Annotated in this window: 24 protein-coding genes, 1 pseudogene and 1 riboswitch; of the genes and pseudogenes, 15 read left to right on the top strand and 10 right to left on the bottom strand. The window is 41.6% G+C overall.

Annotated elements, in window-relative coordinates:
* Positions 1–4 precede the first annotated feature (4 nt).
* The 5 genes from PR809_RS00515 to crcB all read left to right on the top strand — a co-directional run bounded on the left by PR809_RS00515 (position 5) and on the right by crcB (position 5,028).
* A complete protein-coding gene (locus PR809_RS00515) occupies positions 5–1,276 on the top strand; it encodes an MFS transporter (protein ID WP_206276924.1) in 1,272 nt (423 codons plus the stop codon).
* An 11-nt stretch (positions 1,277–1,287) separates the two neighbouring features.
* Positions 1,288–2,289, top strand: a complete 1,002-nt coding sequence (locus PR809_RS00510) for a dihydroxyacetone kinase subunit DhaK (protein ID WP_102139240.1) — start codon at positions 1,288–1,290, stop codon at positions 2,287–2,289.
* A gap of 10 nt (positions 2,290–2,299) precedes the next feature.
* The gene (gene dhaL, locus PR809_RS00505) at positions 2,300–2,953 is read left to right on the top strand and encodes a dihydroxyacetone kinase subunit DhaL (protein WP_166265359.1); all 654 of its coding nucleotides are present in this window, start codon (positions 2,300–2,302) and stop codon (positions 2,951–2,953) included.
* Positions 2,954–3,111: 158 nt separating this feature from the next.
* Positions 3,112–4,074 carry a sugar-binding transcriptional regulator gene (locus tag PR809_RS00500; RefSeq protein WP_004910275.1) on the top strand — a complete coding sequence of 321 codons (963 nt, stop codon included), beginning with the start codon at positions 3,112–3,114 and terminating at the stop codon, positions 4,072–4,074.
* Positions 4,075–4,341: 267 nt separating this feature from the next.
* Positions 4,342–4,411: riboswitch (Fluoride riboswitch) on the top strand.
* 236 nt (positions 4,412–4,647) lie between these two features.
* The gene (crcB, locus tag PR809_RS00495; RefSeq protein WP_102139238.1) at positions 4,648–5,028 is read left to right on the top strand and encodes a fluoride efflux transporter CrcB; all 381 of its coding nucleotides are present in this window, start codon (positions 4,648–4,650) and stop codon (positions 5,026–5,028) included.
* Here crcB and PR809_RS00490 read toward each other — a convergent pair.
* Positions 5,014–5,976: a sugar-binding transcriptional regulator gene (locus PR809_RS00490; RefSeq protein ID WP_102139237.1), complete on the bottom strand. Its 963-nt coding sequence runs from the start codon at positions 5,974–5,976 to the stop codon at positions 5,014–5,016. The genes crcB and PR809_RS00490 overlap by 15 nt on opposite strands.
* 177 nt (positions 5,977–6,153) lie before the next feature.
* On the opposite strand from PR809_RS00490, the gene dalD reads away from it, so the two are divergent.
* The 6 genes from dalD (at position 6,154) to PR809_RS00460 (ending at position 14,749) form a co-directional block, all read left to right on the top strand.
* Positions 6,154–7,542, top strand: a complete 1,389-nt coding sequence (gene dalD, locus PR809_RS00485; protein ID WP_206276925.1) for a D-arabinitol 4-dehydrogenase — start codon at positions 6,154–6,156, stop codon at positions 7,540–7,542.
* A gap of 11 nt (positions 7,543–7,553) precedes the next feature.
* A complete protein-coding gene (gene xylB, locus PR809_RS00480; RefSeq protein ID WP_206276926.1) occupies positions 7,554–9,023 on the top strand; it encodes a xylulokinase in 1,470 nt (489 codons plus the stop codon).
* A gap of 90 nt (positions 9,024–9,113) precedes the next feature.
* On the top strand, positions 9,114–10,403 hold the full coding sequence (locus PR809_RS00475; RefSeq protein ID WP_102139234.1) for an MFS transporter: 1,290 nt from the start codon (positions 9,114–9,116) through the stop codon (positions 10,401–10,403).
* A gap of 640 nt (positions 10,404–11,043) precedes the next feature.
* Positions 11,044–12,267 (top strand): hypothetical protein, encoded by a 1,224-nt coding sequence (locus PR809_RS00470; RefSeq protein ID WP_206275867.1) that lies wholly within the window; start codon positions 11,044–11,046, stop codon positions 12,265–12,267.
* A gap of 5 nt (positions 12,268–12,272) precedes the next feature.
* Entirely contained in the window at positions 12,273–13,508 is a 1,236-nt protein-coding gene (locus tag PR809_RS00465) for a Zn-dependent hydrolase (RefSeq protein ID WP_206275866.1), read from the top strand.
* A gap of 56 nt (positions 13,509–13,564) precedes the next feature.
* A complete protein-coding gene (locus PR809_RS00460) occupies positions 13,565–14,749 on the top strand; it encodes an amidohydrolase (RefSeq protein ID WP_102139231.1) in 1,185 nt (394 codons plus the stop codon).
* 130 nt (positions 14,750–14,879) lie between these two features.
* On the opposite strand, the gene PR809_RS00455 is transcribed toward PR809_RS00460, so the two are convergent.
* Positions 14,880–15,053, bottom strand: a complete 174-nt coding sequence (locus PR809_RS00455) for a DUF2526 family protein (RefSeq protein WP_102139230.1) — start codon at positions 15,051–15,053, stop codon at positions 14,880–14,882.
* A gap of 67 nt (positions 15,054–15,120) precedes the next feature.
* Positions 15,121–15,726 (bottom strand): helix-turn-helix domain-containing protein, encoded by a 606-nt coding sequence (locus PR809_RS00450; RefSeq protein ID WP_395350123.1) that lies wholly within the window; start codon positions 15,724–15,726, stop codon positions 15,121–15,123.
* A 36-nt stretch (positions 15,727–15,762) separates the two neighbouring features.
* Here PR809_RS00450 and PR809_RS00445 point away from each other — a divergent pair.
* Positions 15,763–16,426: pseudogene (locus tag PR809_RS00445) on the top strand (AzlC family ABC transporter permease).
* Positions 16,427–16,429: 3 nt separating this feature from the next.
* On the top strand, positions 16,430–16,747 hold the full coding sequence (locus PR809_RS00440; RefSeq protein ID WP_166265341.1) for an AzlD domain-containing protein: 318 nt from the start codon (positions 16,430–16,432) through the stop codon (positions 16,745–16,747).
* A gap of 200 nt (positions 16,748–16,947) precedes the next feature.
* Here the strand turns inward: PR809_RS00440 and PR809_RS00435 are convergent, their stop codons facing one another.
* Both PR809_RS00435 and PR809_RS00430 read right to left on the bottom strand, forming a co-directional pair.
* Positions 16,948–17,136 (bottom strand): YegP family protein, encoded by a 189-nt coding sequence (locus PR809_RS00435; protein WP_004263611.1) that lies wholly within the window; start codon positions 17,134–17,136, stop codon positions 16,948–16,950.
* Between the two features lie 300 nt (positions 17,137–17,436).
* Positions 17,437–17,835: a hypothetical protein gene (locus tag PR809_RS00430; protein WP_229597568.1), complete on the bottom strand. Its 399-nt coding sequence runs from the start codon at positions 17,833–17,835 to the stop codon at positions 17,437–17,439.
* Positions 17,836–18,014: 179 nt separating this feature from the next.
* Here PR809_RS00430 and PR809_RS00425 point away from each other — a divergent pair, with 179 nt between their 5' ends.
* Positions 18,015–19,019, top strand: coding sequence for a luciferase-like monooxygenase (locus tag PR809_RS00425; RefSeq protein ID WP_102139227.1), 1,005 nt, complete (start codon positions 18,015–18,017; stop codon positions 19,017–19,019).
* 94 nt (positions 19,020–19,113) lie between these two features.
* On the opposite strand, the gene PR809_RS00420 is transcribed toward PR809_RS00425, so the two are convergent.
* From PR809_RS00420 to hxpB, 4 genes are all read right to left on the bottom strand, one after another.
* Entirely contained in the window at positions 19,114–19,503 is a 390-nt protein-coding gene (locus tag PR809_RS00420) for a YkgJ family cysteine cluster protein (protein ID WP_206275865.1), read from the bottom strand.
* Positions 19,504–19,750: 247 nt separating this feature from the next.
* Positions 19,751–21,142, bottom strand: a complete 1,392-nt coding sequence (locus PR809_RS00415) for an L-cystine transporter (RefSeq protein WP_125890927.1) — start codon at positions 21,140–21,142, stop codon at positions 19,751–19,753.
* Positions 21,143–21,323: 181 nt separating this feature from the next.
* On the bottom strand, positions 21,324–21,899 hold the full coding sequence (locus PR809_RS00410; RefSeq protein ID WP_166265338.1) for a metal-dependent hydrolase: 576 nt from the start codon (positions 21,897–21,899) through the stop codon (positions 21,324–21,326).
* Positions 21,900–22,091: 192 nt separating this feature from the next.
* Entirely contained in the window at positions 22,092–22,757 is a 666-nt protein-coding gene (hxpB, locus tag PR809_RS00405) for a hexitol phosphatase HxpB (protein ID WP_166265335.1), read from the bottom strand.
* 294 nt (positions 22,758–23,051) lie between these two features.
* Here hxpB and PR809_RS00400 point away from each other — a divergent pair, with 294 nt between their 5' ends.
* Positions 23,052–23,591: a YniB family protein gene (locus PR809_RS00400; protein WP_206275864.1), complete on the top strand. Its 540-nt coding sequence runs from the start codon at positions 23,052–23,054 to the stop codon at positions 23,589–23,591.
* A gap of 169 nt (positions 23,592–23,760) precedes the next feature.
* Here PR809_RS00400 and PR809_RS00395 read toward each other — a convergent pair whose 3' ends face one another.
* Entirely contained in the window at positions 23,761–24,630 is an 870-nt protein-coding gene (locus PR809_RS00395) for a fructosamine kinase family protein (RefSeq protein WP_206275863.1), read from the bottom strand.
* Positions 24,631–24,768 lie beyond the last annotated feature (138 nt).

Genomic DNA, 24,768 nt, shown 5'->3' with positions numbered 1-24,768 from the left:
CAATATGATAATCAATAAACTGTCTAAAGTAACGGGGTTTTCACCAAAGTTACTACTTGGCTATTTTGGCGTCCTGATCTTTATGATGGGGGAAGGCCTAGAACAAGGCTGGCTGTCACCTTTTATAATTAGCCGTGGAATGAGTATTGAAGAATCATCATTACTATTTAGTGTGTATGGTTTTTTTGCTGCTGTCGCCGCGTGGTTGTCCGGTGTGTTGGCTGAAATTTATACCGCCCGTCGTGTGATGATTTTTGGTTTTGTGATGTTTGTCATTGGCTCGATTATTTTCTTGTCTGTTGGCTTACCGAGTAACAGCCTGTCTATCATGATCCCAACCTATGCGCTGCGTGGTTTTGGTTATCCAATGTTTGCCTATGGTTTCTTAGTTTGGGTAGCCTATGAGGCGCCAATTAAAAAACTGGGCTCTGCAGTCGGGATCTTCTGGTTTGTTTATAGTGGCGGACTCGGTGTTTTAGGCGTGATGTATTCAAGTTATGCGTTGCCAGTTTTAGGTGAAATGGCAACGTTATGGAGTGGACTGATTTTTGTCACTATCGGGGCATTTATTGCTATTGCGCTTAACCGCAACAAAGCGGGAGATACAACGGACTCACAGAAAGAAAAAGTATCGCTCAGCTATGTATTTAAAGGGATCACCATCGCGTTTGAAAACCCCAAAATTGGTTTAGGTGGCATTGTTCGTACTATTAATACCTCTGCAGCGTACGGTTTTGTGATCTTCATGCCAATGTTTCTTGCTGACTTTGGTTTTTCCCGCACAGAGTGGTTACATATCTACGCGGCACTTTGGACAGTGAACATCGCTTTTAATCTGATCTTTGGTGTTGTCAGTGACCGTATTGGTTGGCGCAATATTGTGATTTGGTTTGGTTGTGTCGGCTGTATGGTTTGTACCTTAATGTTTTACTACGTGCCTTATTATTTTGGGCACAATTATACCCTGATGATGATTGCCGCTGGGTTATTCGGCGCATGTCTTGCCGGATACGTACCGCTTTCAGCCATCATGCCGAGTTTAGCGCCTGAAAATAAAGGCGCTGCAATGTCAGTCCTTAACTTAGGTGCAGGCTTAAGTACTTTTGTCGGACCTGCATTAGTTGGGCTCTTCATTAGTAGTGTTGGAGCCTTTGGCGTGATTTGGATCTTCTCAGGGCTCTATTTATTTAGTGCGATATTGATGAAATTTATTACTGTGCCGGAAGAATTACTTGAACAGACGGCAAAGATGCAGCTAACACCAGAAAATAAGTAAATGAGGGAATTATGAATAGAATCATTAATGAACCTGATCTCGTTGTTGAAGATGCGATTCAAGGTTATTTGAAAGCGCACCCTGAATATTTTGCACAAACTGATAACGCGCGCGTTCTAAAATACCCAAAAGCCCCAATACAAGGGAAAGTGGGCATTGTCACTGGTGGTGGCTCAGGTCATGAACCTGCGTTTTTAGGCTACGTGGGTGAAAACATGTTAGATGCGGTGGCCATTGGGGAAATTTTCTCCTCACCCACTGCGGGCGCTTTTTTAGATGCGTTTAAAGCAGCCGATAGCGGTGCGGGTGTTGCCTGTTTATATGGTAACTATGCGGGCGATAACATGAACGTCAAGATGGCGATGAAAAAGGCAGAAAAAGCGGGTATGCAAGTCAAAACCGTGGTTGCTACCGATGACGTCGCTTCAGCACCTGCGAGTGAAAAAGAAAAGCGCCGTGGCGTTGCTGGCGAAATTCTCATGTGGAAAGTGGGCTCTGCCGCAGCAAGCAAAGGCTATGATTTAGACGGTGTTATTAATGCAGCACAAAAAGCGATTAATAACTGCCACTCTATTGGTGTTGGGTTAACGTCTTGCACCATTCCAGCAGTGGGTCATCCAAATTTTCATATTGAAGACGGGATGATGGAGCTAGGCATTGGCCATCATGGAGAGCCAGGCATTGAAATCATGCCAATTCAATCGGCCGCGCAAATGGCACAAACCATGTTAGCGCCAATTTTAGATGATATGCAGGCAAAACAAGGTGATGAAGTTGTCGTCTTGGTTTCAGGGCTAGGTGCGACACCAGTTATGGAGCTGTACATCTACTATGCAGAGGTTGAAAAACAACTCAGTGAGAAAGGTGTGCGGATTGTTCGTAACTATGTTGGTAACTATTTTACCTCACTAGAAATGATGGGGGTCACACTGACATTAATGAAAGTGGATGATGAATTAAAAACATTGATGGATGTCCCTGCATATTCATTGGGTTTAACACAGGTTAAATAAGGAGACAATTATGCAAGTTATTTCAACGGGCAACGGCAAGGAAATTACCCTTGATTTAGTGAACATTATTGTTTCTAACCGTGAATACCTCAGTGAAATTGATGGCGCAATAGGGGATGGAGACCATGGCATTAATATGGCTAAAGGTTTTAATCTATGCGCTAAAGCAATTGCAGGCCGTGAATTATCACTCAGTGAAGGGTTTGAAGAAATTTCAGACGCCTTGATGGAAGGCATAGGTGGTTCGATGGGGCCACTTTATGGCAGCTTCTTTATGGGAATGTCAGACAGTATTTCAGGAAAAAATATGTTATCGCAACAAGATTTTCTCGATATGCTGAAAAATGGTTTATCTGAGCTGCAAGACATCAGCAGCGCGACAGTGGGTGATAAGTGCTTGATGGATACATTGATCCCTGCAGTTAATGCTTTTGAAGAGGCGACAAAAGCAGGGGAAAACTTTAAACAAGCGCTTGATGCGATGCAGGCAGCTGCTGTTGCAGGTCGTGATTCCACAGTAGATTTAGTGGCTAAAATTGGCCGTGCAAGCCGCCTTGGTGAACGTTCAAGAGGGGTATTGGATGCAGGTGCCACTTCTTGTTGTTTATTATTGTGTCAATTAGCGCAGAGTATTGAAAAACAGGATGCATTAGCTAATGCATAATTGTTTTATATAATTCTTTCGTGGATATATAGTCAAATATCATTGCTATATATCCACTCTCTTTTATAACTCACTTATTAATTGCCACTAGAAACGCTATACTAAAACCTTATCACCCTTGTTGCGATTAACACCAATAAAGAGGAAACCACTATCTTATGGATAGATCACAAACATCTTCCGAAATCGAGCTACTGACTGAAATTGCGATAGCTTATTATCGTGATGAAATTACTCAGGAAGAGATCGCCAATAAGTTTGGTATATCGCGAATTAAGGTAGGCCGCTTACTCAAGCGGGCAAAGGAAGAAGGTATTGTAGAGATCAATGTTCGCTATCATCCTATTTTTAGCACTCAGTTAGAACAACAGTTACTTTCTCGCTTCCCGATTTCCCGTGCATTGATTGCCCTCGATCATCCCGACGAAGAAGAGCAACGTTACCAAGTCGGCACTCTCGTCGCTAACTATTTATCAACAACGTTACGAGACAACATGATAGTCACGGTCGGCCAAGGTCGCAATGTTGCGGTAGTGGCTGATAGCGGTGGAGCCGTCCCTGAAAAAGATTGCCGTTTTATTTGTGGAATAGGCGGAACCCATCGCCCAGGTGATTCCATCAATGCGGATCATATCAGCCGTCGTTTAGCCAAAAAGTTTGGCGGAACCAGCGAAACCTTATACGCGCCTGCTTATGTCGAAAATAACGAATTAAAGCAATCATTTATGAAAAATGGCACCATTAAGGAAACCTTAGATCGTGCCCGTAAAGCGGATATTGCCTTAATTGGTATTGGCGATATGAATGAAGATAGCTATATGGTCAAGCTAGGCTGGTTTACACCGCGTGAAATTGTTGATGCGAGTTTGAATCAAGGGGTGATTGGCGATATCGCAGGTTATGATTTTTTCAATGCGCAAGGGCAACATGTTGATACCGTGATGAATGACCGCGTGATAGGCCTAAGTATAGACGAACTCAAGAAAATTCCTTGCGTAATAGCGATTGCCTCAGAGTCATCAAAAGCGATGGCGATTATGGGGGCCCTGCGTACGGGGGCGATTGATATTATTGCAACGAGTGCGAGTAATGTGCGGACGATTTTAAAGATGTCCCAATAGCTCGTCATACTTCAAGCCGTCGCGTTGTTGACTACGTTCATTCGCATTAGTCACATACTTGTGTATGCTCCTAATGACTCATTCACTTGTCGCCTAGCGACAACTAGAATTATTTAGAGCTATTATTTGTCATACTTCAAGCCGTCGCGTTGTTGACGACGTATACTCAGTCATTGGTTCATTGTTTGACTATGACTCTAATTATTTAGAGTATCTATCATAAAATAGGTTTACATCACATAATTAGTTACCTTATTATTTTTATATAAATCTTTGGGAGATGGCATTCCTCCTCATGTAAAACCGCCCGTTGAGGGCTGATGATGCCTACGTTAACCTTTTCATTTGATGGGGTACGTAGGTATTATGTGCCCTAATATAGGGCATAAATGATCTATACTCGTCATACTTCAAGTTACATGGTTGTTGACTGCACAGCACTAGCCAAATCACATACTTCTGTATGTTCATTGGACTATCTTCGCTTGTCGCCTACATGTAACTCGAATTATTTAGAGTATAACAGGGAGACTTTCCTTTCGTTTATCCCGCCAGACATTAAAGGAAGTTTCTATGTACGCCTCTTTATTTGCAATCGCGATTGGTTCTGTTCTTGGTGGATGGCTAAGATGGTTTGTTAGCCTAAGACTTAATCACCTTTACCCCAACATTCCCCTTGGTACGGTTGCGGTCAACTTAATTGGCGGCTTTGTTATTGGTTTTGCCATCTCTTACTTTGCCAATGCAAATATTAGCCCTGCCTATAAATTATTCATTGTGACGGGTTTCTGTGGTGCATTTACCACCTTTTCGACCTTTTCACTTGAAGTCTTGGTATTGATCCAAGAAGGTAAATTGGGCTTCGCCATTAGTACTATTGCGATTCATGTCATTGGCGCCTTAATATTTACCTTGCTTGGAATGTTATGCCATCACTGGCTAGCACAGGGGTGATTTATTAGCTAATAAATGATGTGCAGTAGCTTCATCGGTCACTAAACCTGTTACCCAACCACCATTCATAACGGCTTGAATGGCTTTTGTTTTGTGCGCGCCACCCGCAAATGCGATCACTGGTTTATTCGGGGAAGGGAAAAGCGGAACACTGGTGTGCGTGTCATCTAGCGCGGTAGAAAGCCGCTCTCCGTTAGCTTGGATAAAATGTCCCAATAACTCTGCGGCTACACCCTTTTCTAACAACATTTCCAATTGTTCATCCGTGACAAAACCTTCAGAATTGAGTGGGCATCCTTTGCCGACTTCACCAATACCAATGAAGGTAATATCTGCATTTAGGGCTTTTTCCGTGACTTCTTTATACACGCGATGTTGGCACCACATTGCTTTATCTTCAGGGCTATCGGCATAAAGCGGTGCAGGTAGAATGTAGTGCCGGCATTGTAATTTTTCTGCAAAACGTAATGGAATATCATAGCGTGTTGCTGAGCTATCACGAGCAATCGCACCTATTAGTGAAACACACTGGTGCTGGGCGGTTTCTAGGTAAGGAAGGGCATCAATAATACTGCGTAATGTTCTACCTGAACCGATACCAATAACTTGAGGTTTATCGGGGTCGATTAATTGCTCCATAAGCTCAGCACCGGCCACCGAAATCATATCGAGCGTCGCTTCTGTATCAAGTTGGCCTGAAGGGACAACAAAGCAATGTGTTAGGTGATACTTTTGCTGGATATCATTAGCGAGTCTTAAACACTCCGTAATCGGGTGCGTGATTTGCACCTGAACCATACCTTGTTCTTTTGCTAGTGAAATAAGGCGTTGGGCGACTTGTCTCGACAGCCCAAGTTCATGCGCAATTTCCTGTTGTGTTTTGCCTGCCACAAAATATAGCCATGCCGCACGTGCAGCTTGTTCCATTTTTTTTAATTCTTTCTGCATGGACATTCTCCTGCTGGTTTCGCTTATTGTAATTCTGGGCAATTGTTTATTAAAAGGGCAAAAGTTAATACTGTGAGCATTATCGCAGTAATTGTGATCGGATTGAAACTAAAATATAACAAACGGGCATATGCCCAAAAAAATAGCAATTATTTAATTTTAGGGTAAGGAGTCACAATGCTAAAGCAGAAATCAGTGTGGATGCACATCGGTGCTGGGTCATTTCATCGTGCTCACCAAGCGTGGTATTTGTACCGCTTGATTCAACAAGGGGATGATAGTTGGTCAATTGCCTTAGGGAATATTCGCAATGATGCGAATGCATTGCTTGATAACCTAACCAAGCAAAATGGGGAATATACCCTTGAAACAGTTTCACCTGAAGGTGAGCGCCATTATGAAAAAATCACTTCAGTGCGTAAAGTATTACATTGGGACGAGAATTTAAGCCAGTTAGTCGAACAAGGCCGTGATAAAGCAACACGCGTTATTGCTTTCACGGTCACGGAGGCGGGCTATTATTTAACCCCACAACATGAATTAGATGCAGAACAGCCAGATGTTAAAGCAGACTTAACGGGCAAAATGAGCACCATATATGGTGCATTAACACAAATTTTACGTGCACGTTTAGCGGCTCATGGTGAACCTGTGACCTTGTTAAATTGTGATAATTTGCGCCACAATGGCGAACGGTTTAGACACGGCTTTTTATCGTTTTTACAATTAAAAGGTGAAACTGAACTGTACCAATGGGTGAAAGAAAATACGCGTTCGCCGAACACCATGGTCGATAGGATCACGCCTCGTCCAACCCCAGATGTGGCTGAACGTGTAAAACAGCATACTGGTTGGGATGATAAAGCACCTGTTATGGGAGAGGCATTCATTCAGTGGGTGATTGAAGATGACTTTATTAATGGACGCCCGGCATTAGAAAATGTCGATGTAGAAATGGTTGAGTCCGTTTTACCGTGGGAAGAAGCGAAAATTCGTATTCTGAATGCGAGCCACAGTTGTATTGCTTGGGCAGGCACCTTAATTGGTTTGAGCTTTATTGATGAAAGCACCCGCCAATCTGCTATCAAACAAATGGCATGGAATTATGTCACACAAGACGTGATACCGTCATTGTCACCGAGTCCTCTCGATTTAGAACAATACCGTGATGTGGTACTTGCACGCTTTAGTAACCCTTATATTCAGGATACTAACCAACGTGTTGCCGCTGATGGTTTATCAAAAATTCCCGGTTTTATCACGCCAACACTGCAAGAATGTTATCAGCGCCAGCAGACTCCGGCTGCGACGGCTGTGCTGCCTGCTTTATTCTTCGTGTTTTTACAGCGCTGGGCTCGTGGTGAATTACCGTATGAATATCAGGATGGTGTGTTAGATGTGCCGCTATATCAAAAAATGATGAATAGCAGTGACGCATTGTCGCAATTTGTCTCAAGTGAAATGTTGTTCGGCTCACTCGCTCATTCTACTGAATTCCACGAATTGATGAGCAACACGGTTGAAAAAGTTGAAAATTGGCTCAAGTCACCTCAACAACCTCTGTAAGGAGAAAGGCGATGTACCTCGGAATTGACCTAGGCACTTCAGAACTTAAGGCTGTATTAATTAATGCTCAGGGCGAAATTGTTGCCTCAAGCCATATGGCATTAACCGTACAAAGGCCACATTCTCAGTGGGCCGAACAATCGCCAGATAGTTGGTGGGAAGCCACCAACGCGGTTGCGGCGACCTTGCGCCAAAAAGCCCCAGAAGCATGGGCAGCGGTGAAAGCGATTGGTTTATCAGGCCAAATGCACGGTGCAGTATTATTAAACAGCGAGCACCAAGTTCTTCGCGACTGTATTTTATGGAATGACACCCGCAGTGCGAAGGAGTGTGAATGGTTGATGGAAAATCACCCTGAGTTTCTAACGATTGGCGCTAATTTAGTCATGCCAGGTTTCACCGCACCCAAATTATTGTGGGTTGCACGCCATGAACCTGAAATATTCAAACAAGTTGCCAAGGTATTGCTTCCTAAAGACTATTTACGTTGGAAAATGACGGGGCAATTTACTAGTGATATGTCTGATGCGTCGGGGACATTGTGGCTGGATGTGGCTAAGCGTGATTGGTCCGATGAATTATTGGCTGCAACTAATCTAACTCGTGAACAGATGCCTTCTTTAGTTGAGGGTGCTGAACAAAGTGGTGTGTTACGGGCGGATTTAGCATCGCAATGGGGGCTGAATGCCAATGTGATTATCGCTGGTGGAGGCGGTGACAATGCAGCCTCAGCAGTGGGCGTTGGCGCAATTAATGACGGTGATGCCTTAATTTCTCTGGGCACCTCTGGCGTCATTTTTGTGGTTAATAATCAACTACAAGCAGCACCACATCAAGGTGTCCATGCATTTGCTCATGCATTGCCAAATCGCTGGCACCAAATGAGTGTGATGTTAAGTGCTGCCAACTGTTTGCGTTGGCTTTGCCAGCTTCTTTCCACAACTGAAAATCAGCTGATGGACGAAGTGGGTCAATTGAGTGATGACCAGAAGAAGCAAGCTCCAGTATTTTTGCCTTACCTCTCAGGGGAAAGAACGCCCCATAATGACCCTTATGCAATGGGCTCATTTTTTGCGTTAAGAAATGAAACAACGCGAGCCCAGCTTGGTTATGCGGTAATTGAGGGAGTGACCTTTGCTCTGGCGGATGGCATGCAGGTTTTAACACAAACGGGAACGCAAATTAGCCGGTGTAGCTTAACAGGGGGAGGAGCGCGTAGTCCGGTTTGGGCGCAGCTGATTGCAGATGTGATCGATATACCGATTGTGACTCACCCTGCGAGTTCATCGGGGGCTTTAGGTGCAGCTCGTTTGGCATGGTTGGCAGAAGGAGGCAATACAGAAATTGTGTGCCAGAAACCAGAAGTATTGAGTACTTATTTACCGCAAAAACAGTACCAAGTTTGGTTAAATCAACGGCTTGATGTTTTCCGTTTATTATACCAACAGCAAAAACAAACAAGGGAATTATTGCCACAGTAGGCGAGTGTGGCGGTGTTTCCCTACACATCACCGCCACAGTTATCTCTTCGCGATTGATTAAAATAACAAAATTACAATGAGGAAACTGCAATGGAACAGAAGCAGTATTGGCTTGGTCTACCTAAGCATTTGTTCTGGGGTTTTATTGCCATCGCTATTTTTATGAGTGGTGATGGTTTTGAAATGGCTTTTTTATCGAAACATATTACTGATTTAGGGTTTACACCGGCACAATCAGCGATGGTATTTACTGTCTACGGCTTAATGGCAGCTGTTGCAGCATGGGCATCTGGCGTCGTAGCTGAAATTATCACGCCCCTAAAAGCCATGATGATTGGGTTTATTCTCTGGATTGTCATGCATGCCTTATTTATGGCATTTGGCTTAGGTATGAAAAGCTACAGTATGATGCTGTTATTTTATGGTATTCGTGGATTAGCTTATCCATTGTTTATCTATTCATTTATGATGATGTTGGTGCAAGTCATCCCTCGAGCGCATCTTGCTGCGGCTACCGGTTGGTTCTGGGCAATGTACTCGGTAGGTATTGGTGTTATCGGCAGCTATCTGCCTAGTTTCTCAATCCCAATGATGGGGGAAACAGGAACATTATGGATGGCCATCGGTTGGGTTGCACTTGGTGGTGCGATTGCGTACTTTAGCCTACGCAATGTTCCAGTTGACCGCTCTAAAGTCAATTTACCGATGAAAGATAAAATGGCCGAATTATCGCGGGCTGCCACCATTTTATTTACCAACAAAAACATCTTTATGGCGAGTTTAATCCGTATTATCAATACAATCTCATTGTTTGGTTTTGCGATTATCATGCCATTACTGTTTGTTGACCGTTTAGGGTTCACCATTTCTGAATGGTTACAGATTTGGGCTGTTTTCTTCTTTGTCACTATTTTTACGAATATTTTTTGGGGAATTGTTGGTGAACACATTGGTTGGGTTCGCCAAGTTAGATGGTTTGGTTGCCTAGGTATGGCAGTATCTAGCCTGATGTTCTATTACTTACCGGTTTATTTTGGCCATAATTTTGCGATTGCGTTAATACCTGCGATTTTACTGGGGATCTTTGTGGCGGCTTTCGTACCGATGACAGCCGTTTTCCCAAGTATTGAACCTCACCATAAAGGTGCTGCCGTCTCAATTTATAACCTTTCCGCGGGATTAAGTAATTTTGCCGCACCCGCAATAGCCAGTTTAGTATTACCTTTCTTTGATATTGTGGGCGTTGTTTGGGCATATACAGGTTTGTATATCTTTGCAGGAATACTGACATTCTTTATTAAAGTGCCACAACCTGGGTTTGAAAATAATCGCAAAATAAAACCAGCCAAGGTAGCGACTGAACAACAAACGAGTCATTAAATTATTTTCTCTATTACTCATTACGCCCCGTAGGTAGTTAATTATCTATGGGGTTTTTCTTTATTTAAATAAACTTTATTGCCAAAACAAACTAAATTGGAGAGGAAGGGGTATCATCCTTTTCAACGGCAATATAAAGAGAAACGGTTTAAAAATAAAATAAAGTAGAATATTTTCTATAAATAGAAATATTGGTCATCTTTATAAGGCGATTTTTCGTCATATTGCGATAATTATTGAAAATACAGCCATGGACAATAGAATATAATTTCATAGATTAAAAAATCAACTACAGTTGATTTGTTTATAAAAAATAACTTAAATGACATAAAATATTAACTTATAAACCTGCATTTAGAGAATATTAAGGGGCTTGGCCCCTTTCAATGTTATATCTGACTATTTAGTTCACTGCATAGCTTTATTCCAAGCTGTTTAAATCCGGTTTAACTCTCTATACATCTGAATTTTCGGTGTTATGATGAATTTTGTTGCAATTTCGTGTATTTGCAGCGAAATACTCTCTATATTGGTGTTTTGTTGTGCTAAATAAAATTTATAATCTAATCCTAATTAAAATTAATAGTTTTCAATACCAAAAAATAATCTAATAAAAAAAGATAAGTGCGGGGAAAAAGTTATGTCACAGATGTTAGCTCTGTTTCTGATAGTGGGAATATTATATATCGGGGATGCTATAGCCGTTAGAACTAAGGCTTGGATCCCCTCCGTATTTGTATGCGCAGTGCTCTTTCTTTTAGGTTATTGGACTATTTTCCCGAAAGATATTGTAAGTATTGCCGGTATTCCTCAAGTAGTTGCGGTTACCTTGATGTATTTGTTAATTACAAATATGGGAACCTTATTATCGTTAAAAGAATTGTTGCGCCAATGGAAAACCATTCTTATCTCCTTAGCTGGGATTTTAGGCATCATTTTCTTAACCTTTATCATTGGGGTTGCCCTATTTGATTTAAATACTGTATTAGTTGCAGTTCCTCCGTTAGTTGGCGGTATTGTATCTTCGTTAATTATGTCAAAAGGTGCGGCTGAGGCTGGTTTAGTCGACCTTTCAGTTTTCGCTATTTTAATTTACGTCATGCAGGGGTTTGCGGGCTATCCATTAACAGCCATCATGTTAAAAAAAGAAGGGCGCCGAGTTTTAGAAAAATATCGCAATGGCCAATGGCAAGAAACCTTATCGGTAGACGGGGCAAAAGAGGTTGAAGTTAAAACGATGGTATCTGAAGATGAAATGCCACGTATGTTCAAAAAAATCCCTAATCACTATAACACCAGCTATTTTAAATTCTTACGCTTAGCTGCGGTAGGGTATTTGGCTTATTTAGCCTCATCTTTTGCTGCTCCTTATGTGAGTATTAGCCCATTTGTGTTGTGTTTATTATTTGGTGTTATTGCCTCTTCATTAGGTTTCTTAGAAAGACAGCCGCTACAAAAAGCCAATGGCTTTGGGTTCGCTATTATGGCCTTAATGTTGTTTATCTTCGATACATTAAACCACGCGACCCCAGATATGTTATTGCGCCTAGTTTATCCGATGGTGGTGTTAATTTGCGCTGCGGTTATTGGGATGTACCTTGCATCATGGGTGGTTGGTAAAATATTAGGCGTCACCAAAGAAATGGCGTTTGCTGTTGCTCTAACAGCGTTATATGGCTTTCCAGCTGACTACATTATTACGAATGAAGCGATCAACGCGTTAACAAAAGACGAAAAGGAACGCCAAGTATTAACTAGCCATATGTTAGGGCCGATGCTAGTTGGTGGCTTTATTTCTGTGACCATGGTTTCTGTTGTATTAGCAGGTATTATGGTGGCTTATATTGTTCCAATTGCAGGGTAAAAATAATGGAAACAAGTACTTCAAGAATTCAGCGCCACTTAGAACAATTGGCAGAATATACCGCAACACCGGGTCAAGGTACTACGCGGATGAGCTACAGCGAACAAGATAAACAAGCGCGTGATTACCTAAAACAAGAAATGCGAGTCCTAGGTTTACAAGTCCGTGAAGATGCTATTGGTAATATTTATGGGCGCTTAGAAGGCCAGCAACCTGATTTGCCTGCGGTGATTGTGGGTTCTCATTTTGACTCTGTTCCTCATGGCGGGGCATTTGATGGCCCCGCAGGGATTGTCACCGGTTTGGATGTTGTCGCGCGTATTCGCGAGCAAAACTTAACACCAAAGTACCCCTTAGAAGTGATAGCCTTAGTTGAAGAAGAAGGTACCAGTTTTGGCCGCGGTTTGATGGCTTCAAGTGTAATAACGGGTTTGATTGGTACTAAAGAATTATACCAACTCAAGGATAGCCTGGGCGTGAGTGCTGCAAAGCGTATGGCAGAGGCAGGGTTCAATGCAGACAATGCATCCCAAGCTGTGCTTGACCCTAAAAAGGTTAAAGCATTTTTAGAGCTACATATCGAACAAGGCCCGGTGTTAGAACAGGCCAATGAAGATGTAGGGATCGTAGAAACCATCGTCGGTATCAGCCAGTTAGAAATTAAACTGACAGGTAAAGCTGGCCATGCAGGTACTACGCCAATGAATATGCGGGCCGATGCATTAGTGTGTGCTAGCCAAATTATCAGCCATATCCCTGAACTCGCAAAAGCGGCAGGGGATAATACAGTTGCGACCGTGGGACGTTTAGCTGTATTGCCGAATGGGGCGAATGTCATCCCAAGCGAAGTCACCTTTAGCGTCGATATTCGTTCTAAAAATGATATCGCATTACGTAAAGTGATTGAGCAAATAATTGAATTAACAGAAGAAATTAGTAATTCATTAGCAATTTCAAGCGATATTGTTCAGCCGTTATATGTTCAGCCAACGGAGCTCAATAGCGATATTCATCAACTGATGCGACAGCATGCCGGTGACCAAAACTTACGTTTTCGTTCAATGGTCAGTGGTGCAGGGCATGACACAATGATTTTTGCAGGTATTACTCAAACAGGGCTGATATTTGTGCCAAGCCGCAATGGATTAAGCCATCATCCAGATGAATGGACGGATTATGCACAAATTGCACGAGGGGCAGATGTGATGTTTGCTACTGTTAAGTCATTAATAGAATGCTAATTAATAAATAAGCCAGATACAGTATCTGATTGAGCAATAGGGTAAAAGGTAGAAAAATGATCAACAAAATAATTACAGCCGCAATCAAAAAACACACACCTGAAATGATTGCTTTTCGTCGTGACCTACACGCTCATCCTGAACTACCATTTGAAGAAATACGTACCACAAAACGTATTGCTGAAGAATTAGACAAAATTGGAATAGCGTATCGATTAACCGAGCCTACAGGCGTTATTGCTGAAATTAAAGGCGGTAAACCGGGCAAAACGGTAGCTTTACGAGCAGATATCGATGCATTACCCGTTTTGGAATTGAATGATTCATTAGAATATAAATCAACAATTGAAGGTAAAATGCATGCTTGTGGCCATGATGCACACACAGCGATGCTATTAACCGCGGCCAAAGCGCTGTATGAGGTGCGTGAAGAATTAGCCGGTAATGTGCGTTTAATTTTCCAACCCGCAGAAGAGATCGCTCAAGGCGCATTAGCCATGATCAAACAAGGCGCAATCGAAAATGTCGATAACGTTTTTGGCATGCACATTTGGACAACGACACCATCAGGAAAAGTGTCTTGTAATGTGGGAGGGTCTTTTGCTTCCGCTGATTTACTGAAAGTTACTTTTAAAGGTCGTGGTGGGCATGGATCAATGCCAGAAGCGACCATTGACGCTGCGGTTGTTGCTTCTGCATTTGTCATGAATTTACAAGCGATTGTGTCCCGTGAAACCTCATCTTTAGACTCAGCCGTGGTCACGATCGGTAAAATGGATGTCGGGACACGCTTCAATGTTATCGCAGAAAATGCAGTATTGGACGGTACGGTACGTTGTTTTGATATTGAAACTCGTAACCGCATCGAAGCCGCTATTCGCCGTTATGCAGAGCATACTGCGGCTATTTATGGGGCGACTGCACATGTTGATTATATCTATGGGACATTACCTGTTATCAATGAGGAACGTAGCGCGTTATTGGCGCAATCCGTGATTTCGCAAGCTTTTGGTGAGCAAGCTCTGATCCACGAAAGACCGACACCGGGCGGTGAAGATTTCAGCTTCTACATTGAAAATATCCCAGGGTGCTTTGCTCTGCTAGGTACAGGAAATGCCGAAAAGGACACTCAGTGGGCACATCATCATGGCTGCTTTAATATTGATGAAGACACGATGGCGACAGGCGCTGAGCTTCATGCACAATATGCATGGAGTTATTTACAGCAACAGGAGTTTTAATTGAGCCTGTTAATGCTATTAGGGTTAGTTGTTTTACCAATACCGGGATTACCACTAACCCTACTGCCTATTTATTTTGGTTATTAAGATAAGTTAAGAGCGCGAATAGCGGCGAGTTGTGTGGCCGCTATTAATTATGATGAATAAAAATAGCGTCTCTTAAACGCTGTTGTTGTTCAAATCGTTGCTCTTGGTTGAGCTGTGGGTCATGGGATAGCTGCATTAGCATTTCATTCATATTATGAACTGAGTTTTCATCAATCAATTGATTCACTTTTTCAACAATTTCATCATAGTAGGACATCACACAGCCTCCAATTAATATTCACTAGAGCTATCATAACGCAAAATCTATTGGGCTAGATAGGCGATTAATTCTGTTTATCGATCACCATAACCGCCATCGTATTCGGTTCTAAGGCTCGCATTATATGCGGCTCATCTCCAGGGTAGTGAATATAGTCCCCAACTTGTAATTCAACAGGGTTATCCAATGGGCCGACTAATGCTCTACCAGACATAATAATGATGTGCTCGCTAACGCCACGCATATGAGGCTCTGAAATACGGTCACGGCCGGGCTGGGCAATCACAGTATAAATATCCCGTCGCGAATCAGCAGGGGCAGATGAGAGCAAAAAGGCCAAATAATTTGCGTGCTCAGCACTAACAGGTATTGCCTCCCCATGGCGGATCACTGTGATAGTTTCTTGTTTCTCTTCAATTAATCGAGCGAAAGGAATATCTAACGCGACACAAAGTGCCCATAAGGTTTCAATACTTGGGTTACCACTACCAGATTCCAATTGAGAAAGTGTCGATTTAGCGATACCCGCTTTGCGAGATAGCTCTGATAGTGATAGCCCACTTTTTTGTCTTTCACGGACAAGGGCTTTCGAAATCAACTCAATGGGAGGAGAAGGTAGATTCAATTTTAATTTCCTATTTAGATTGCACTTTATACTGCGTATCGACATAATGAACGAATGTATTATATATAGAACGGTTTAGGAATGCTAACGTCAATAAGCTCAACATTAAATCATAGCACAGTGAAAAACATAGCTCTTGTCTGTTTTGCTGACTTAATTGTCGGCATTTCTTATGGCGCATTGGCGCTTTCACAAGGATTTGACTGGTGGGTACCACTCACTTTATCTATTTTAGTGCTCGCAGGGGCGTCTGAGTTTTTGTTTATTGGTGTTATTTTTGCAGGGGGAAGCCCACTTTCTGCTGCACTTGCGGGGTTGTTAGTCAATTCACGGCATATCCCTTTTAGTTTTGCGACCAGTGATTTAACGGGTAAGGGAGCAAAGTCATTACTGGGCTATCACATTATGAATGATGAGAGTGTTGTATTTGGTTTAGCTCAAGAAACTGAGTCAGAAAAACGTGCGGCTTTTTGGTTGTGTGGAATAGGTATTTTACTGTGTTGGCCAATAGGTGTTGTGATAGGTGAGGTATTGGGCAGCTTTATTAGTGATACATATATATGGGATGGATGCGATGTTTCCTGCGATTATTTTAGCGCTTTCATTACCTGCGTTATCGGATAAACGGCTTAGATTAACCGCCATTATCGGTGCAATCATTGCGGTTGCGACCACACCGATACTACCAGCAGGGATCCCCGTATTACTCGCACTATTGAGCTTGGTTATTTATATAAGGAAATAAATAATGACAAATAACCCATGGTTAATTATTAGCGGTATCTTACTGCTGGCGATTGGTACTTATTTAATGCGAGCGTCAGGCGCTTTGCTGCGCGGTCGAGCAGTACTTTCTGAAAATAGCAAAATGTTATTTTCAGCGGCAGCTATTGTTATTTTATTCTCAGTTGCGGCAACGTCTACGTTATTTTCTGGTGATGAAGTTTCTGATTGGCCTAAAATTGTAGGGGTGCTAGTGGCAGGGGTACTAACGTGGTTTAAAAAGCCATTTATTATCATTGTCTTGTCAGCTGCGATTGTGACTGCGTTACTTAGGTTAATTTAAGGGGTTAATTTAAGGGGTTAATTTGAGCTGGTTAATCTAAAAAAAGTCAATATGAACAATGGACTGGCCTGAGCCGTAGCTAATTGAATAGCGCTGATTTATGTAAATTATATAGTCAACAGCTAAAAATAGTGAACAGATAGGAATAGCTAGCAGATAAAAAAGTAGCCCCGACTTGAAAGGAGTGGGGCCACTGAAATTTACTCAGTTAGATCTTTTATTGTTTCAGAAGAGCCATTTTTTTGGACAGAGGCAATCCCTTTAAGCGCAGATTGCTTAGAAGCATACATTTCACTTTTAGCAATCACTTCGTGATTCGCTGCTTTTAAAACGAAATAGTAAGGCTGAGCAACGTCTTTAGTGGATTTTTTTAATTCAAAATACCCCATGATAAGCTCCTGATTTTCTATTGAAAGGGTGTCAAACAAAGTGTTAATAAGTCGCAGTTATTAACAATCTGCTTGAATTAAGATTAGTCGCTATTAGGTGTTATTACTAGGGGAAAGGGTTCAATTCAGATAAACTTTTTTTCTAAAAAAAAAGCCTCTGGATACAGAGGCAATCGTAGGATATATAGAACTCTTTATTATTTAACTAAAATATCGGTTTTTTCTCTCAACAGCTATCTGGTTGTACATATCAATATAAAAGGTTTTGCCGATAACTTAATTAATATTCATTAATATTAGCTATTGATTTGCTGCTGGAGTACGCATTGGTTCCGGTGTTGGCATCGTATTCATTGCTTTAAATTCAGGGGCTTCCATCACTGTGACTTTGACCACATAGCGTTTGCCATCTTCAATTTTTGGGGTGCTATTGGCCAGTTTTTTTACAGTTTCATTTGGTGTCGTCGTTTGTTCTGTAACGCTATATACCATATTGTGGTGGTTACCCATGTGCTGACGAGGCATTTTGTGGTTAACGCCATTTGCTGCCGCAGTAAAACCGACGGTTAATAATGCTAATGCTAATAAACTGGTATTTAATTTTTTCATTTCAATTTCCTCTGTATTGGTGATGAGCAAATCATTCACCAATTCATTTTGTCTCGCAATCGCTTTTACCTCCCCTGACGGAAGCTTCATAATTACTGCACTTTTTATTCAAGCTTGTTCCATAATTTTTATAAAACAGTGGGTTAGTAGACGATAATTTACATTTTTAGACCACTTGTGCTAATGCAAGTTTCAGTGCTGGAGACATCAAAGAGGATAGTCTAGGATGGTAAGTTAGGTTCAATAAAACTCTTACAAAGTGAGTGTGTATGTCAGATAAAAAAATCCCCCTTTCTTTACTCGATCTTGCGCCAATTATTGAGGGTTCGACAGCGAAAGAGGCCTTTGCTCATTCCCTTGACATCGCCCAACTCGCAGAAAAACTGGGTTATCACCGCTATTGGCTAGCGGAACACCATAATATGACGGGGATCGCCAGCGCCGCTACGTCGGTATTGATTGGCTACCTTGCTGCGAATACGCAATCACTACGACTCGGTTCTGGTGGTGTTATGTTACCAAACCATTCACCGTTGGTGATTGCAGAGCAATTTGGCACATTAAATACACTTTACCCTGAACGTATCGACTTAGGTATCGGGCGTGCGCCAGGAAGTGACCAACGAACGATGCAAGCTTTACGCCGTCATATGAATACGGATATCGATAATTTTCCACAAGATGTGGCTCAAATTGTAAATTGGTTTGATGCAACTAACCCAGAGCCAGCCGTGCGCCCCGTTCCGGGTTTTGGTGAAAAAATTCCTGTTTGGTTATTGGGTTCAAGTTTATACAGTGCAAGGCTAGCCGCGCAAATGGGGCTACCATTTGCCTTTGCTTCCCATTTTGCCCCTGATTTATTGTTGCAGGCGCTGGATGTTTATCGTGTTAATTTCCAACCATCACAGAGACTCTCTAAGCCGTATGCGATGGTATGCATCAACATTATTGCCGCGGACACTCAACGTGAAGCGGAGTTTTTATTTACCTCGATGCAGCAAGCGTTTGTCATGTTACGTCGTGGCCAGCCTTCTCAATTGCCTGCACCGGTCGAGAGCATGGAAAATATCTGGTCGCCTGCCGAGGAGTTTGGTGTTCAACAAGCACTAGGTATGTCATTGGTAGGGGATAAAACCAAAGTACGTCATGGGTTGGAAACGATATTGCGACAAACTCAAGCAGATGAAATTATGGTTAATGGCCAAATTTTTGATCATCAAGCTCGTTTACACTCTTTTGAGTTGGCAATGCAGGCCATGAACGAAATTATGTAGTGTATATAGTGGAATGCTTAACACCAATGCAAGGACGCATTTTCAGGCTGGGTTCAAAAAAGAGATAACCCAGAAAAATCTGGGTCATTGACGGCTAGCAAGCTATTTGTGGTTGATGAGGCTCTAAAGGGGGTAAACCATGAGCGGCACGTGCTCTATCGCAGGCCTCATTGTAAATACCATCCTGCCAAGATTGTTCGAACTCACGACACGGTGTGGGTCTTTGTGCATAAATCGAACAAGAGACACACTCACCTATCGTGCCTTCTAAGGCCTTACAGCGAGTATTTTGTTTTTGATTAGTCCCCTGCATACAACTCATAAAGGGGGTGACCTGCTCGGTTAAATGTTGGGGCACAATACCGCCTCCGCTCTCTGCTTCAGCCCAATAAAAAGAGACACGAAAATAGGCACAACACGCACCACAGCTGACACAAGGGGTATCTGAAGGATCAGTTTTTAGGATATGGACATTATTAGTCATATTAAAAAACCATAAATGATTGTTGATAAATCCCCATAGGAAATGGGGTGACGCAACACAAGCAGGAAGCTCAAGAAAACGTTGCTCAGATTTTATTATCTTACGAAATTCCAGTTTATTGCAATATTACTTAGCACAAAAAACTGGTTTTTTTGACATTCTCCAAGGTAAATAAAATCAGCATGTTTATAACAACGATAAAAAAACCTGCCGAAGCAGGTTTCTAATATAGGCGTCAGTTTAATTATTAAACATGTTTTAAATCTGCATCATCATTTTGATTGAATATTGCTTTATCTGTTTCACCCATCAACTGGCTGGTCACTGTACCTGCTGTCATTGAACCACTGACATTCAATGCAGTACGGCCCATATCAATTAACGGTTCAACTGAAATTAACAGGGCAACTAATGTGACAGGTAAACCCATCGCAGGCAGTACAATTAACGCTGCGAAAGTTGCACCGCCACCGACACCAGCAACACCCGCTGAACTGATAGTAACGATACCAACGAGTGTCGCTATCCATAGTGGGTCGAATGGATTAATACCCATTGTTGGCGCGACCATCACGGCTAACATTGCAGGATAGATACCCGCACAACCATTTTGACCAATTGTTGCACCAAAGGATGCAGAGAAACTAGCAATCGATTCAGGGATACCAAAACGACGTGTTTGTGTTTCAATATTCAGTGGAATACTTGCAGCACTTGAACGGCTAGTGAATGCAAAGGTTAAAACTGGGCCTGCTTTCTTAAAGAACTTAATCGGGTTCAAGCCTGTTGTCGCAACTAAAATGCCATGTACAACAAACATAATGCCTAATGCAACATAGGACGCAATAACAAAAGTTCCTAGGTTGATGATGTCATGTAAGTTTGAACTTGCTACGACTTTAATCATCAGCGCCATCACACCATACGGCGTTAAACGCATGACTAAGCGAACTAATTTCATTGCCCAAGCTTGCATAACATCAATCGCTGCTAAGGCTTTTTCACCACGTTCTTTATCGTCTTTAAACAATTGTAGTGCGGCAACACCCAGGAAGGCGGCAAAAATAACGACACTAATAATTGATGTTGGGTTTGCACCCGTTAAATCCGCAAATGGGTTTTTTGGAATAAACGATAAAATTAGTTGAGGTACGGTTAAGTCAGAAACTTTCCCAATATAGTTGCTTTCTATTGCAGATAAACGTGCTGTTTCGGATTGACCTTGAACTAAGCCTTCCGCAGTTAAGCCGAATACATTGGCAATTAAAATACCCACTAACGCTGCAATAGCTGTGGTAAATAACAAGGTGCCAATTGTTAAAAAGCTTATTTTACCTAGCGAAGATGCTTTATGTAGCCTTGCCACTGCACTTAGTATTGAAGCAAATACCAATGGCATAATCACCATTTGTAATAGCTGCACATAACCATTTCCGACAATATTAAACCACAGAATGGAGTCTTTTACCGTTTGGTGGCCACTACCATACACGAGGTGCAGTACTACCCCATAGGCAACACCGAAAACCAGGCCAACTAACACTTTTTTAGATAGGCTCCAGCCTTTAGCCCCTAGTTTTGCTAACAGTATTAGTAGTGCTACAAAGCCGAGCACATTAATAATTAGAGGAATATTCATTCCGAACTCCAAATCATATTTTTATAAGGTATGTTACTTGCCCTTTAGTCCTTATTGGTTATAAGGATTTAGTTGCTTCAAACAACTGGTTATATGTTATCAGCTGATAAAACACATTTCTTATATCAAAAAGTAATAAGATAGTATTATTCATACTTACATTATATTACAAAACTATAATTTATGTGGGGAGATATGTATCTATTTGATTATGAATATATTTTATGATCACATCAACATGACTATAAAAATCGAATTGATAACCAGCAGGTAACAAGCAGGCACAAACAGTCAAAACAATGGCGACAAAGCGTTCTCCACGTTGGCTATTTTTACCGCGGATCATGGGAAAACAAAAACGCTGGGGGAGTGGCCATAGTAACGGTACTCCCGAAGGCGTGAGCATATCGGCGACGAGATGACTGATATAACCCAATAAAAAGGCTTGGATAATATCAGCTGGGATTGCCCATTCAGAAGGTAGCCATTGATAACAAGAAATCATCAAGAGAAACCATGCAACTAGGCTATGAGTAAACCCCCGGTGCCCACACAGTTTGGATATGGGTAATGAAAAAATCCGCAGTAGTCGACCAGGAATTGAAGAAGGGTGGTCAATATCGGGCAATAATGCGCCTAATAAGGCCCCTGGAACCATGTGCAGCCAATCACCATGAGCAATCTCTGGGGTGATTTGAAGTTTATGAGCCATTATCAAAGAGGCGACGGAAAAAAGCAGATGCCCTTCAGCTGTCATGGTGGATAAAATACCATCTGTTTATCTATACAGTTGATTGGCAGTATAAAGTGTTTGAAAAGAATATGATAGTAGTAGAAAGGTAAAAAAACTCTTATTTATTAGCAGATAAGGGAAGAGTTTTATAATTTCACACAATTCCCCTACCTAAGTTAGATAGGGGAGAACACTTATTAGGCACACAAAGTGTTTTTAACGTAAATGTTCAGCTTTTAAGTCATTCAATGAGGCTAATTTGATATCCGCTAAACCAAAGCGCGGGTCATTAAAATGCTTGCTATCAGGCACCACAATTGAACGCATTCTGGCGGCTTTTGCAGAAATCATACCGTTAAATGAATCTTCTAATGAAACGCAATTGACTGGTTTAGTCAATAACTCAGCTGCTGCTTTAAGATAAACTTCAGGATGAGGTTTACTCAAAGGTAAGTCAGACGCAGAAATAACCGCAGAGAAATAGTCACGAATATCCAGAAGGTTTAATACTTTTTCCAACATATACAAAGGAGAGGCGGAAGCCAGTGCAATTTTTAAATCCATTGAACGGCAAAGTTCCATGGCATGCTGCACGCCAGGTAGAATAGGGCGAGTTTCTTCAACTAAGCCAACAACACGGTCAATGATACGTTGTGTGGCTTCTTCTTGGCTACATCCTTGCCAAGGGGAGGCGTGGTACCAAAGCTCCACCACATGGTCAATACGTAAACCTAAAGTATCAGGCAGGGTATCTGCAATTGAAACGTCGACACCCAATTGTGAAAAAATCTCAAGTTCAGCCTGTGCCCAAAACGGTTCCGAGTCGATCAGTAAACCATCCATATCAAAAATGACCGATTGGATGGGAAGATTATGGTACATGTCAAAACTCCATTCATGTCGTATCTATTAACGAAGGAGCAATGATATCAGTAAACTGACCTCAAGCGTATTACTTGAGTTAGTATTAAAACAATATTGAAGGATATTCGGACTGCATGAAGTAGAAATATCATGATAATGAATAACCACACTATTTTGATTAGTCTGAAAGTCTAAACATTGTTATCAATTATGAATTGAAATTTGGAGGCAATGAATATTTTCAGCTATGATTAGCCTTGAGAAATCATTGTAAAAACTTATCAAAAATAATAACGCTGAGGAAAAGCAGTAATGAATTACCATAATGCCAATTATGTCGCAGTCGGCAAACGTATTCTGGGTTGGGTTGTTTTTCTGTTAGCATTAATTTCGACATTGGTGTCTTTAATTAAATTGGCTGGCATGAAGGGGCTCGCAGGTGAAGGGGGCAATGCGGTCGCTAATGATTTTATTAAATTAATGGCGGAAATGACTCGTCAAACTACACCATTCCTAAATTTCTTTTGGAATAATTCACCAGTACCTCAAGTCGCTAATGGGTTTTCCGGCAGTAATATCAGTTTTATCATCATCTTTATTTTTATTTTTGTTGGGCTGGCGCTTAGTGCATCAGGTTTGCGCATGTACCGACAAATTAAGTTTATTCGTGAAAGTTTAGAAGATCACGTGATCATAGAAAAAGCAAAAGGCGTAGATATCTCGAAAGAAGAGCTTGAAGCTAAGGTGACTATTCCACGCCATACGATATTCACTCAATTTTTTCTTCTTTATTTTTGGCCAATTGTATTGGGGGTAGGGTTGTATTTTCTTCTGCGTTTCCTTAATTGGTAATTTTCGAATTTTCGTCATACTTCGAGCTGTAGCTGTGTTGGCTTCTTTCGGCTACTTGGGTCACATACTTGTGTATGCTCCCCAAGCTATCCTCAATCGCCGCTTTGCCACAGTTCGAATTATTTAGAAAATTAATTATTTGTCGTGCTAAATGCTAAAAAACAGGAGCTTATTTTTCGTTGAGTAGATTATCAATAATCGAGCGTGCTTGGTGGTAGCTTTGTTCGTTACCAAAGATATGGGCTTGGTTGAGTAGGTAATAGAGCTGATATATTGGCTGTCTATCTAAAAAGCCATTGGGAAGCGGCCAAACGCTTTGGTAGCCATCAATAATTTGGATCGGAAGATCTTGATATAATGGCAGCATCGCAATATCACATTCCCTATCGCCCCAATAACATGCAGGGTCATATAGCACCCCTTCAAGATTTTGAGTAATAGCACAGTTAGCTGGCCATAAATCACCATGTAATAAAGAAGGCTGTGGTTGATGTCCAGCAAGTTTGTCCTTAACAATATCGACAATTTGCTGAATATCAGCAAATACCATCCCTTTTTCAGAGGCGAGTTGTAATTGTAAGCCAATACGCTTTTCTGCAAAGAATGAATTCCAGCGCTTTTCCCAGCCATTAGGCTGCACAATTGTGCTTAGCATGGTATCAAAATCAAACCCGTAACTAGGCTGTTCTTCCCATTGATGTAAACGCGCTAATTGTTGACCAAAATGCCATGCATTGGTGTTATCGAAAGGTTTGAGAGGGAAATATTCGAGCAGAAGAAAACTGTGGTGCTTATTGCTGCCAACACCATAAACCTTAGGAACGGTTATCGTTTGGCTTTTAGCGAGCATTTCAAGTTGTTCAGCCTCTTGTTTAAATAAAGGCAAAAACTCACGCCGATTTTGTTTAATGAACACGGTGTGTTCGCCATAGTCAATTCTTAACGTATGGTGAATATCACCACCAGACAGAATGACTTTGTTACGTAGCTCTGCCTCTCCTAAGTGTTCACTTAATAAACGACACATTGCTTGCCACATGACTCACCTCGCTCTGCTTTGGTCTTCATTAATACAATACTATAGCGACAGTTTAGGAATTAACAGTGATAATTGTTTAAAAAGAAGAGGCTATCACGAAATTATAGAACAATTATCAGGTGAATAAACATTAATCTA

Origin of the sequence: Providencia sp. PROV201, assembly GCF_028479545.1 — a bacterium.
Classification (GTDB): Bacteria; Pseudomonadota; Gammaproteobacteria; order Enterobacterales; family Enterobacteriaceae; genus Providencia; species Providencia huaxiensis.
Note: the sequence above shows the minus strand (reverse complement) of the source record. Positions and strands in the feature narration are given on the sequence as shown.